This is a genomic window from Micromonospora citrea, assembly GCF_900090315.1.
Lineage (GTDB): Bacteria > Actinomycetota > Actinomycetes > Mycobacteriales > Micromonosporaceae > Micromonospora > Micromonospora citrea.
Window position 1 is genome coordinate 452,181 of the sequence record NZ_FMHZ01000002.1, and the last position, 12,211, is coordinate 464,391.

Annotated in this window: 8 protein-coding genes and 1 pseudogene; 1 reads left to right on the plus strand and 8 read right to left on the minus strand. The window is 71.3% G+C overall.

Features of this window, described 5'->3' with window-relative positions; genetic code table 11:
• The 7 genes from GA0070606_RS02375 to GA0070606_RS02405 form a co-directional block, all read right to left on the minus strand.
• Complete coding sequence (locus GA0070606_RS02375; protein WP_141721534.1) at window positions 1–1,965, minus strand: TOMM precursor leader peptide-binding protein; 1,965 nt, start codon at window positions 1,963–1,965, stop codon at window positions 1–3.
• Complete coding sequence (locus GA0070606_RS02380; RefSeq protein WP_091094844.1) at window positions 1,958–4,009, minus strand: YcaO-like family protein; 2,052 nt, start codon at window positions 4,007–4,009, stop codon at window positions 1,958–1,960. The genes GA0070606_RS02375 and GA0070606_RS02380 overlap by 8 nt, the downstream gene beginning before the upstream one ends.
• Window positions 4,010–4,026: 17 nt before the next feature.
• The gene (locus GA0070606_RS02385) at window positions 4,027–5,406 is read right to left on the minus strand and encodes a SagB family peptide dehydrogenase (RefSeq protein ID WP_091094845.1); all 1,380 of its coding nucleotides are present in this window, start codon (window positions 5,404–5,406) and stop codon (window positions 4,027–4,029) included.
• Complete coding sequence (locus tag GA0070606_RS02390; RefSeq protein ID WP_091094846.1) at window positions 5,403–6,503, minus strand: thiopeptide maturation pyridine synthase; 1,101 nt, start codon at window positions 6,501–6,503, stop codon at window positions 5,403–5,405. Before GA0070606_RS02390 ends, GA0070606_RS02385 begins: the two co-directional genes overlap by 4 nt.
• Before the next feature lies 1 nt (window position 6,504).
• Window positions 6,505–7,482, minus strand: a complete 978-nt coding sequence (locus GA0070606_RS02395) for a lantibiotic dehydratase C-terminal domain-containing protein (protein WP_176737203.1) — start codon at window positions 7,480–7,482, stop codon at window positions 6,505–6,507.
• Window position 7,483: 1 nt separating this feature from the next.
• Window positions 7,484–10,090 (minus strand): lantibiotic dehydratase, encoded by a 2,607-nt coding sequence (locus GA0070606_RS02400; protein ID WP_176737204.1) that lies wholly within the window; start codon window positions 10,088–10,090, stop codon window positions 7,484–7,486.
• Between the two features lie 155 nt (window positions 10,091–10,245).
• Entirely contained in the window at window positions 10,246–10,431 is a 186-nt protein-coding gene (locus GA0070606_RS02405) for a thiomuracin/GE37468 family thiazolyl RiPP peptide (RefSeq protein WP_091094849.1), read from the minus strand.
• A 254-nt stretch (window positions 10,432–10,685) separates the two neighbouring features.
• Here GA0070606_RS02405 and GA0070606_RS02410 point away from each other — a divergent pair, with 254 nt between their 5' ends.
• On the plus strand, window positions 10,686–11,888 hold the full coding sequence (locus GA0070606_RS02410) for a JmjC domain-containing protein (protein WP_091094850.1): 1,203 nt from the start codon (window positions 10,686–10,688) through the stop codon (window positions 11,886–11,888).
• A gap of 3 nt (window positions 11,889–11,891) precedes the next feature.
• Here GA0070606_RS02410 and GA0070606_RS02415 read toward each other — a convergent pair.
• Window positions 11,892–12,151, minus strand: a pseudogene (locus tag GA0070606_RS02415) (helix-turn-helix domain-containing protein); the annotation flags it as partial.
• Window positions 12,152–12,211 lie beyond the last annotated feature (60 nt).

Consider the following 12,211-nt stretch of genomic DNA (forward strand, 5'->3'; position numbering starts at 1 on the left):
TCAGGGAAACGGGTGGGGGTGCGGGTTGACGTCCGAGCGCTCCAGCCGTCGGCTGCGATGTCCGAGCCGGTGGGGAATCTCGTGCAGCCGGGGCAGACCGTCCACGCGGCGCAAGTCGTGCCCGAAGGTCATCGGCAGGGTCCCGGGAATGATCACCTTGGCGCAGGCCAGCCCCTGTACGCGCTGTTCGGGCGTGGTCTGGTCGACGACGATCACGTCCATGCCCTCATCGAGATAGCGACGCACCAGTTCCCGGAGATCGTCGCTGAGGTCGGCGTTTCGGAACCCGTCCGGCTGCGCCATCTCCGCAAAGCTCACCGAACGCGACGAGCCGGTCAGGAAGTCGAAGCGGGCGAAGGCGGCAGGTGCGCCGTACAGCAGGGAGTGGTGCGCCATCTCCGTCACCAGCGAACCGTCCCGCACCATCCGCTCGGCCTGGTCCCGCTGCTCCGGGTATCGGTGCATGAGATCGACCAGGATCACCCCCAGTTCGCTCAACGCGTTCTCGGCCGCAGTCTCCGGATCGAGGTGGCTGCCGGCGGCGCAGACCGCCTTGGGCCGTTGGTCGTCGTCGGACGGGTTCACCGCCATCACCCACACACACGGAACGCCCTGCTCGACGGTGATGTCGAAGGCCTGGACCGCGTAGCCGGTCTCGGACTGGATGGCCTCGGCGATGAGCGGCACCGTCCGGCGACGCGCGGAGGACAGGTCGATCCGCGGCACCGGCATACGCGCGTACCACGTCATCAGGAACGCGTCGCGCTCGGCGACCTCGAGGATGCCGTGGAGTATCGCCTCCTCCAGGTTCCCGCCCAGGGCGCAGCCGTTGGAGATCTCGTACACGAAGGGCGTCGGCTCCTGATCGGAGCGGTGGATGCGGTAGTAGCCGTAGGCCTCGGGCACCAGGATCGGTTCCTTGCGCCGGAACGAGTGCCCCCACACCCAGCGGTAGGGCTGGTCGACGTCGAACGGACGGTAGCGGAATCCCTCGATGCGGTAACGATCCGGCGGATAGAGTCCGAGCTCCCGGGGGTCGAGCGCCCTCTCACGCAAGTCTGCGTAGCTGCCCCGGACCGCCGTCCGTCTGCCGCCGGGCTGCATCCCGCCATGCCGCTCCAACGCCTCCAGGATCGACACCAGCTCACTGGTCCGGTAGCTGCGGGTCCGCCCGTAGCCGCCCTCGGTCGCGCCGTCCGGCAGCCCCATCCAGGCCGCCGCGACCATCGCACCGGCGTTGTCGTCCCGGGCCAGGAGTCTGATCAGCCCGCATTCGGGGTCGACGTACGTGGTGATCAGCTCGTCCTGGTGCTCGGCCAGGTTCCGGGTCCGGTAGCGGTCGGGGGCGCTCTTGACCCGGGGCTGCAGCACGATGTCGGCCGCCGCCGCGCTGTCCTCGGGAAGGTCCGCACAGACCGGACAGGTGGGGTCGGGCAGGAACGTGTGCCGGGTCACCTCCAGGGTCTTGAGGTCGAGGCAGAGCAGGGCGCAACGGGTCCGTGCCGTGGACGGGTCCCCGTGCAGCCGGGTGATCTCGTCGTCGACCAACGCGGCGACGACATCAGCGGCCAGCCCGGTGAGCCACGCCGACGGCCGGGTGCGCAACGCCGCACTGTTGTCGGCGATCACGGCGTCATGGGCGCGGGAATGCAGCCGGTTACGCCGGCGCCGCCGTTCGAGACAGTCCACACAGCCGGGCTCACCTGCCCACTCCAGAGGCCCGATCAGCACCCGGCCCAGCTCCGCGCGGACCGGCAGCCAGGACAGCCGCCGGTCAGCGCGAGCACCCATCGCCGCCGCGTGTTCGTCGAGGTCCCAGGCGTCGGTCGCGGTCACGATGACGGTCTCGACGGCGGCGCCCGTGCCGATGGGTCCGGCTGTGGTGATCACGCCGACGGGCCGGTTGACGCCCTCCGCGATGGCGTCGGCGAGCAGGCCCGTACCGAGCAGTCTCACCTCAATCACGGGTCACCACCACGTGCACGGTGTGGGGCATCACGGCACTCACCTCCGGGTCGTGGTCGAGTGGTACGGCCACCGGCTGCCAGCCCTGCGCCGCCAGGGCGGCCACGATGGCATCGAGGTCCAACGGGTCCGCGCCGAGCCAGCGGCGCTCCGGCTCGGACGAGGACGAGGGCGCGGGGATCGGTGGCGGCGCGTACGCGGGCTGGCCGTGTAGCACCGACTGGTACGACACGACCGCCTCGGCCAGGGCGTCGCGCAGCGCCCCGGCTATCGACAGGCCGCTGGCACAGCCCTGCGCCGCACGACCGACCTGGCAGAGCACGGTCGGCACCGAGAGCGTTCCGGTGATGTCATGAGCAGTCACCCTCTCGCCCGTCGCCGCCAGGATCGTCCGGTAGCGCTCACCGACCGGATCAAGGGCGACAGCGTCCAGGTCAAGACGGGGTGACGGTCGGCCAGCCGTCACCATCTCGTCGAGAGTCAACCGCCTGACCTGCGCGAGGACGCCGGTCGTCACCGCCTCCTGCCAGCCGTACGCCGAGGCGGTCCCGGGCGAGACCGCCTCGGCCCGGTCAACGGCATGCAGTGCCGGGAAGGCCCGCGACACCGGCACGAGGCGGATCCGGCCGTCGGTCAGCGCGACGCCCGGCAGGTGGCCTGTCCGCACACGGACGTCGCGCAGCGCCAGATCGGGGTCCAGGTCCCCGGCGAAGATGGGCTTGTGATCGGTGCCGATCAGCCGACGCGGATCAAGCATGAGCGCCCCGTAGGCGGAGAACGCGTTGAGCCCGGCGGCGAGACGGGCGGAGGCGAAGTCCAGGCCGGTGCCGAAGACCCGGATCGGAGCGGCGCCCTCGCCGAGCAGCCCTACCGGATCCGACACCTCGATCTCGCACACCCGCAGCGGAAGCTGGCCGAGGCCTCCTTCCTCGGGCCGCCCGAAGATCCCCAAACGGTCGTCCATGCACGCGACGGCACGCCGGGAGAAGACCTCCGGATCGAGTGGCGCGGCGGCCCGGCGTTCCTCGATACATCCGCGTACCGTCTCAGCGGTCAACGCTTCCACCTGCGCCTCGAAGGGGTGCGGCACCACGGCGTGCACCCCGCTGCCCAGCGTGGCCGGGTCGAGGCGGGTCACTCCCGCCGGTTCCGGCCGCGCCGCGCCGGTGACGGTGCGGAACGCCCGGGACACCAGTTGGGCGGCGGCGACGGCGCGCGCCGTACCGTCCGCCCGCCCCGGGCGGGTGGCGCCGACGCCGCGATGGCCGGCGCCAAGCCGACGCGCGACCGACGACCACCGGACCCCCGCCCCCGCCCGAGGGCCGCAGGACAGGAACCACACACCATCCTCGCGCAGGAGCGCCTGGAAGAGATCGGTGTGGGAGGCCACGCAGACCCCTTCCAGCACCCGCACCTGCCTGACCGCCGGGCGGTCGCGGACGTGCAGGACGAGGCCTGCGCCGCGCAACGCCAACGCGACAGCGTCCGCGTCCGCGTCGGCGTCCAGTCGGACAGGGGTGACGAGCTGCCCTGGATCGCGGCGGCCGCGCTCCACCTCGGTCAGCAGAGCGTCCCAGCCGGCCCCGGGTTCCTCCGTCAGCAGGCGGACCTGCGCCGATCCCGAGCGCAGCGCGGCGGCGGCCACGGCGGGCACCAGTTCCACCGGGCCGACCACCGCGACCGTCTCGGCCCGGTACTGGCGAAACGTCTGGAGCGCGGAACCCGTCTGCCAGCTGAGGAAGGAAACCTCCCGGTGATAGCCGTCGGCCTGCCCGGGAGTAACCGACGGCGCCTGGCCGTACGTGGTGATCGCGCCCTTGGCGATGAGCACGGTGATGAGCTGCCGCACCATGTCCCGACGCTGGCCGGTCAGGTTCGCGGTCAGGTCGCTCAGGGAGCGACGACCGTCCAGGTAGGGCGCCAGTCGGACCAGCAGCGGATACGCCGAGCCTCCGCCGACGATGGCCGGGCCCTCGTACGTCAGCAGGTAGAGGCCGTCCTCGGAGCGGGTGTAGTAGGTGTCGGGACGCAGCAGTAGGCCCATGGTCTCCGGTTGTCCCTTCACTGTGGGGCGGGGCGGCTGCCGAGCAGGAACTCCCCCACCGCGCTCTCGTCGGTGTAGCCGACGCCGGTCACCTCATTGAGGGCCTCGCGGTCGCCACCACCGAGCCCGCAGGCGGCCAGACCCATGACCGTGGCCGCCAGGTACATCGTCTGGTAGAGCACGCCGACGTGCTTGAGCACGAGCGAGTACGGCATCTGCTCGTAGGTCCAGGCCAGCCGCCCGAAGCGGGCCGCCACCACGATCAACACCTGCGGAGCCAACCGTTCGAAGGTGCCCCTGCGAGCGGTGGCGACCAGCCGGGCCATGCCGGGCCCCGGTCCCTGGACGAGTCGCAACGCGTGGTCGTGACCGTCGTAGTGGTACACCCCGGCCGGCAGCCCCGAGGCCAGCCGGACCACCGGATACAGCTCCAGCTCGTACACCGATCCGCCGGACGGGTACGGCCGGCCGGCCCTCTCGGGGCCGGAGCCCGTCCGCATCCGCGCGCATCGGTAGAGGAACTCACCGAGCTGCTCCAGCGTGATGGGCGCGTCATCGTCGTGGACACGGATGGAACGGCGGTCCTCCATCACGGCGGCGAGCGGGGGATCGGTGCGCCGCAGCCGCTCCAGGTCGGGAGTGGGCAGTGCGATGGCCGCCCCCGGATAGGGATCGTGCCGGGCGGGCAGCGGCTCGAACAGGCCCTCGGCCCAGCGGGTGCGGCCGTATCCGCTGCCCAGCCGGTCGCGGTGCCCGATGCGGCTGCGCTGGTGGAACCACAGCTCGTGAGCGCTCCACTGGCGCAGGTGGAACGTGTCCTCCTCGGCGCCGCCCACGGGCACCGCGAGTCCGCACCGGTACAGGTCCCGCAGGAACCGGTCGGCGAGACACCGCGGCGCCCGCGCCGCCCCGACCGCTGCGGGCGCCCGCGCCGTCAGCAGGCCGAGCAACGCAGGATCGTGGAGCTGGACCCGGGCCCAGGCCAGGGGCGACTCGACGACCAGGTTGCGGCTGTCCCGTTCCCGGTGCACGATCGCGAACCGCGACAGGATCAGCTCGTCGGGGGTCGGTGACGACGCCGGTACCGGTCTTCGGGTCGGCTGCACGGTGTACAGCGGTCCCTGCGCCCGGCCGACCTCCGTCTCCAGCCATCCTCCCGCGCCCAGCGCCGTCAGGAACGCGGCGGCGTCATCCCGCGCCGTCAGGTCCCGGGCCGGGCACGGACCGGCGGCGAGCCTGCGGAGCAGGTCACGCTTCCACGTCTGTACGGCGCCGAACGTCTCGGCCCGGGATCCGGCCACCAGTCGCAGGCGGTCGTTCTGGTCAACCACGGTGTAGACGCCGGGCACCAGCGCGTGGTGTTCGGTGAGCGCCGCGGTGGCGACCAACTCGGTCATCGTGCTGCCTCCGCACCGATGGTCGGCGGGTCGGCGAGGGTCCTGATCAGATCGACCGCCGACATCCCGTGCGCCTGCTCCACCGCGCAGGCGGCCAGGTGGCACAGCAGGAACCGTTCGACCGGGTTGACGCCCAGCCGGGTCAGGTGCAGGTAGGTGTAGTTCAGCACCAGCTTGTAGCTGAGGAACCACTCGGTGGCCTCGGTCTGTTCCTGCCAGGCGCTGGTGGCGAACAGTTCCTGGTGGAACGGGCTGACCTGCGTCAGGTCGACGATGTCGACGTCGGCGCCGACCGGTGGTGCCTGTTCCGTCAGCAGCCCCGAGCTGATCAGCTGGCTGGCTCGGTCCCGGTACGGCCGCAGCACGTCGAGCCAGTCACGCACGTACGGCACCGCCGACGTCGTGCCGTCCAGGTCGGCGGCCACGGCCCGGACCCGCCCGACCAGCGTCGCCGCGCTGCGCCGGTAGTGCCGGTCCCATGCCTCGCGCAGGCCCTGGCCCTCCGGGAATCCGTGCAGGAACGCCTCGGCGTGCGAGCGGAACGACAGGCCGCCGCGGGCGAGCCCGACCCCTGACAGCGAGTGCGCCGTGGCGATCATGAGGTCGAACGCGATCGCGAGCCGCTGCCCGCCGGAGGCGATGTCCTCGGTCATCGTGAATGCCAGCTCGGTGCTGTCCGAGTAGAAGTCCGCCAGCAGCCGGGCGGACGTCGCCTCGGCGGGCGCCGGTTCCGCCTCGGTGGTGAGGTGCAGTGAGTTGTCCCGGTGCCACGGCAGCAGGTCGCCGCTGACCGACTCGAGTTCGGCCAGGCGCCGGTGCATCGGCAGGTGTTCCTGCGGGTCCAGGCGTGCGGTCGACGGCCGTTCGGCCAGGAAGCGAGCGGTCAGCTCCTCGACCGTCGGGCGGACGAGCGTCCCCAGGAGTGCGGGTGAGCAGCGTACGTAGAGCCGCACGTGCGGACCGCGAAGCCAGTGCCGCAGGTAGTAGAGGGAGTCGACCTGGCCGCCGAGCCGCCGGGCCATCGGCCGGATCGCCTCGAGGATGAGCCGGTCCTTGTCCTCGGCGTGGTAATAGATCTGAAAACAGTGCCAACGCATGTCAGTTCCCCTCGGCGAGCGCCGACACGGCCGCCCCGGCGAGCTGGCGCAGGGAGATCTCCGCCGGCAAGGTCACGGAGAGCCGGTTGCACACCAGGTGCGCGCAGATGTCGACGATGGTCAGGACCGAGGTGTCCGGTCCCGCGGTGACGATGCCGCCGGGGCCCTCCCAGCCCGAGGCCGGCGGCTCCAGCGTGCCCCGGCCCAGCTGCTCGTCGAGCGCGTCCCGCAGCGTCGCGACGGATCGGGCCCAACCGGCCAGTGTTCCCGCGTCCGTGTGCCGTTCGCGGGCCGCCACCAGCGCCCGCATCCGCTGCGCGACGGACACCGCCGTGCGGAGCCGCCGCGCCGACGGCTGTGGCAGCTCGAAGGGTGCCGCCCTGTCGTCGTACCCAGGTCCGGATTCGATGCGCTCACGCAGGCGCAGCGGGTCAGGTTCGCAGGTCAGCCAGGCGATGAGGATCATCGCGTACGCGGCGGTCGACCGCTCCTGCGGGGAGGCTCCCTGCCGCAGCAGCCGCATCGCCAGCGTGCTGGACTGCACGAAGTGCCGCTCCACCGCCTCGATCGCGGCGCCGTGGCCGTAGCGGTGGTGTTCCCGGCGGTACGGGACGTACGCGACCGAGTCGTTCGGCTGCAGCGACGTGAAGCCCGGCTCGACCTGCTCCCAGGCGGCCAGCATCGCCGCGCTCTGCGCGTACGCGTCCTCGGTCACCACCGGGGTGGAGGGATTGTCCCGGTAGTAGGCGCCCAACGATCTGTCGATCGCTGCCCTGATCTCGCCGGGGTCGGTGCCGGCGGCCGGGAGCACGCGCAACCGCACATGCGGCCCGCCGTCCCAGTAGCGCAGGTAGAACCAGCCGTCGGCGCGACCGGCGGAGATCAGTTCCGTCACCAGCGGATCGACCGCGTCGATGAGCAGGCGGTCCTGGTCGCCCTGGTGGAAGGCGTGCGCGCTGACCCAGTTGGTCTCTTCCATCTCACCCTCGGTCCGAGATCTCGACGAGGTACTCGGCGACGGCCGGCTCGTCGGTGAGCGCGGCGGTGTCGCCCGGCGCGGGCAGCGCCTCCTCGAACACCATGACTGGCCCCGGTGCCCGCAACATCCGTTCGAACACCGCGAGCAGGTGCCAGTTGGCGAAGTCGATGTAGACAGGCTTGCGTGACTTGTCCAGCACCCACCTGCCCCATTTGTCATCCGCCGGGTCGTTGCCCCACAGCCCGTCGGTCCACATCCGGACATAGCAACGGTCCGGAATCCCGTGGCTCTGCAGCCATCCGACCAGCCGCACCAGATAGTCGGCATCGGCCTCCGCTTTGCGCCGGGTGGGCACCTGCCCGGTCGGCACCCGCCACCGCGCCCGACGCAGGACAACCCGGCCGGTCTCCACCCGGGGTTGGGTGCCGAGTTGGTCGGGAGGCGCCAGGTCGGCACCGCCGGCCAACGGCGAGAAGCTGGGGTGCAGGTAGTAGGTCACGCCGAACGACCAGCTCAGGAACTGGGCGATGGGCGGCAGCAGGACGTCGGCCATCATGCCCAGGTGCAGCGGTACGACCCGCCGGCGCAGCCGGGTCGAGACGATGTTCACCAGGTCGGTACGCGGATCGTGGACCGCGACCAGGTCCCCGAGCGGCAACCGCTCGGCGGCGGGCCGACCGGTGACCGTGAACGGGTAGTCGATCTCGTAGTCGGTGCTGGCCGTACGGGCGTTCAACGCCGACGAGAACGTCCCGCTCAACTCCGCGAAGATCGTCCCCTCCGACGCCCCGGACCAGGCCCGGCCCGGCGGCACCGTTCCTCCGGCCAGGGCGGTCAACCGCGTCGTACGGCTCCGCCCACGCCCGAATCCCGAATGCGCCACGTTCAACGCCAGGGCAGGCTGCGCTCCCCGCTCGACCACCTGCACATAGCAGCCGAGCGAATCCGCTGGCGTGACCCACTCCGGCCAACCGGCCGCCATCGCCCGCAGCGTCTCGGCCGGAGTACGGATGACACCGTCCGCCTGCACCGGTCCGAGCACCCCGGCGCGGGCCTCCTCCTGCATCCGGCCGAGCTGCCGCAACCTGCCCAGCGCACTGGCGGCCAGGGCGGTACCGTTGGCCAGCGGCGACGCGCGCAGGAATCGCGCCACCTCCTGCCCGGCGGCGGTCGCGCCGGGTCCGTCCTCGCGGGCGATCTCCTCGTGCACCGCCCGGCACAGTTCCAGCACCGGGACCTGGGCGCCCGGGCCGAAGCGTTCCCGGAAATAGACACCCAGCGCCAGCCGCAGCGGCAGCGCCGGGTCGAAGACGCCGAGCCACCGCCGCACCGCGTCGAGATCCTCCAGCGCCGGACGCCACCGTCCGGACGCGCATTCCACAGGCGGGTCACGGAACACCGCGTTCTCGTGGTAGACGGCCTTGCTCATCTCGGCCACCGGCTGGAAGGGCAACCCGAGACGGTTGACGAGGTCGGCGACGGCGTCACGCAGCCGGTCCTGGCGGGCGCAGTGCCCGTCGACGTCCTCCACCGGCACCGGCAGACCGACCTCCGTACGCAGCCGGTCCAGCAGCACAGCGACATCAACCAGGTCCTCGCCGCCGTGCGCGGCTACCCAGGCGATCAGGTCCGACAACGGGTCGAGCGCCTGATCCGTGACCGGTGGCTCAAGAATCAGCAGCCCGGCCCGCACCAGCGCGTCCAGGAACGGCCGAACCTCACGGGGTGTCCGCGCGCCGGAGGCGAGCCGGCCGCACAGCCCAGGCAGCGTGTCCGGCGGGCCCTCCTCGACGATGCGCAGGCAGGCGCGGATCGCCGGCGTGTCCGGCATGGTCACGATCGGCTCGCGGGGCGGCAGCCCGGAGAAGGTGATCTTCCCTGCCATCCTGGTCACACTCGGGTTCACCCGTACCCGCATCGACGCCTTCAGCCCAGGACTCTCGCGCAGGACCCGGATCACGCTCTGGAGCAGGAACCCGTCCAACTCCAGGACTCCGCTGACCGGCGCCCTGGCGAGCATCTCCGGCGCTGAGCCGTCCACCCAGACACCCAGACCGCTGATGGTGAAGGTGCTGTACGGACTGGTCTTGGCCGCCGCCCGGGCCACGTACTTCGCCAGGCGGGCCAGGCTCTGCGCCCTCGGCCGGCGCGCCGGATCGGCCAACCACTTGCCGAGCTCCACGTGTAGCGCGGGGCTGGCCTGCGACAGGGCGCGCCGGAAGCCGGGATCCGCCGCCACCTCGCGTAGTACCCGTTCCCGGTCGGTGATCTCGGCGGCGAGGACCGCCGGCAGTTCGGCGACGATCCGGTCCAGGGCGTCCAGTTTCGATCGCCAGACCGCGATCCGCTCGACGAGGTCCGCAGGGAGCAGCTCCGCGACGGCCCCGTTCCACTCCTCCTCGCGGGGCCGCCTCGACTGGAAGACCGCCCTGCGCAGACCCACCAGCCTCGGCTTCAGGGCGGTCTGCCCCAGCGCCCCGATCTCGGCGAACAGGGCGTCCGACAGGGCGTGCCCCTCCAGCGTCAGCCACCGGCGCAGCCGCGCCTGTTCCTCGGCCCGTCGGAACGACTCCGACAGACGCAGCCGACCCAGGGCCGCCGCGGGCAACCCCGCACGGCGCAGAATCGGAGGCGATTCCACGCGTGCGCCACTCGACAGGAGCACACCTTCGTCTGCGATCGAGCCAACGCTTCCGCCCATGACCCCTCCTGGCCCCGGGGCTGTGCCGCCGGCCGGAGCCGGCGGCACAACCGTTCTGAAGGTCAGCTGCTGCTGCTCGGGCAGCAGCTGCACGTCGCGCTGCACGAGCAGAACGGCAGCGACGCGCCGTGCTCGGGCATGCCGTGACCCGCCGTCAGGGACTCGATCGTGAGCCCGCTCTCGGCGAGGTCGAAGACGTCCATCGGCAGGTCATCGAGTTCGAAGTCGAGCTCGTCCGAAGTTTTCACGCCTGCTCCTTTTCTTTGGAATGCGCCTGACTGGAAGACCTTCCGGTGAAGACGCTAAACCAGGTGAATCGCACCCGGGAAGGCGCAGAATTGTCGTAGGTGAAATTCGACGTAGGTGACAGTCGCTGCCCGATACGACCGCGTGCGCCCAAGGTCGTAGCCGGGACTACACCCGTCACCTCCCTTGTGCCGGCCGGCCGATCGGCACATGATGGCGCCGGGGCAACAATCGGAAGCAATTTTGCGGAGGCGGCATGAACAGCGCATTGGATCGCCTTACGGCCCGGCCAGACAAATTCGTCGAGAAATGGCCCCGGCAGCCCGAGGTCCACCATGGCGACCCGGCCGCTCTGGCCGCCCTGCTCAGCCTCGACGACATCGACCGGCTCATCAGCGACCAGGGTCTGCCCGCGTCGTCGGTGACGATGACCAGAAACAACGTGATGGCGCAACCGGGCAGCCTGGTCAGCCCCGACCTCGCGGCGTTTCCGGACGCCGCCGGAGCCGTCGACGCCCGCCGCGTCGGCGCGCACCTGCGCACCGGGCACACCCTCCTGCTCATGGGTCTGCACCGCAGTTGGCAGCCACTCAGCCGCTTCTGCCGCCTGCTGTCCGGGGAACTCGGTCACCCGCTTTACGCGCACGCCTTCCTCACTCCGCCGAAGAGCCAGGGCTTCGCGCACCACTGGGACACCGAGGCGGTCTTCATCGTGCAGACCGTGGGGCACAAGACCTGGGAGTTGCACGAGCCGTACCTGCCGGACCCGTTGCCCCGGCACCGCTGGGGGCGGGTCCCGGTCCCGGCCGCCGCCCGGGACCGGTTCGAGAAGGGCGAACCGTTCCTGCGAGTCCGCCTCGCGCCCGGAGACGTCCTCTGGGTGCCTCGGGGCTGGATCCACAATGGCTACGCCGAAGACGGCACCTCCCTGCACATCAGCGTCGGCGTGCTCCAGTTCACCCGGCACTGGCTGCTCGAACAGCTCCTCGACATCGCCGCCGGGGAGCCCGACTTCCGCACCGCGCTCCCGCCCGGGCTCGACGTCGACGGCATCAACACCGCGCTGGGCGACGTCACCGGGCGTCTCGCCCGCTGGCTGACCAGCCTCGACCTCGAACGGGCAGCGCAGTCGGTGCGCACCCGGGCGCTGCGCGCCCAGTCGGGGCCGCGCCGCCCCGCAGTCAGCGCCGCCGTGGGGGTACTCAGCCACGACGTCGACGCCGTGCGGTACGTACCGGGCGCGGTGCTGCTCAGCACCAAAGGCGCCGACGGCACGGTTCTGCACCTCGGCGACCACAACCTGCACCTGCCCGAGCCGGTCACCGAGACGATCATGCAGATGATCGACCACCCCGGCACCGTGGTAACCGTTGAGGAACTCCGCAACTTGATCGGTGCAGACCAAGCCCGCCGGCTCGTCCGCGAGTTGATCGAAGAAGGAGTCGTCGCCCCTGTCTGACGCGTACGCGAGCCGGGCGACGCGCCGGACGGCTGCGTTCAGGTCCTCGGCGGGCTCGGCGAGCAGGTCGATGGCTTCCCGGACGTACCGCCAGGCTGTCGTGACGCTGGCCGCGAAGCCGCAGGCCAGACGGGTGATGGTGTCCCCGTTACGCAGATGGGCCAGGGCGAGCAGCGCCTGCCGGCCGGCGTCGAGGCGCCACCGGCCTCGCATCGGGCGCGTTCGGCGCGGATGAGGTTGGCGAGGCCTCCCCGCACAAACACCCCGAGGTCCGAACGTGGTGCGCCGCCAAACCAGGTCGACCTGGTGTTCCTACCGACATA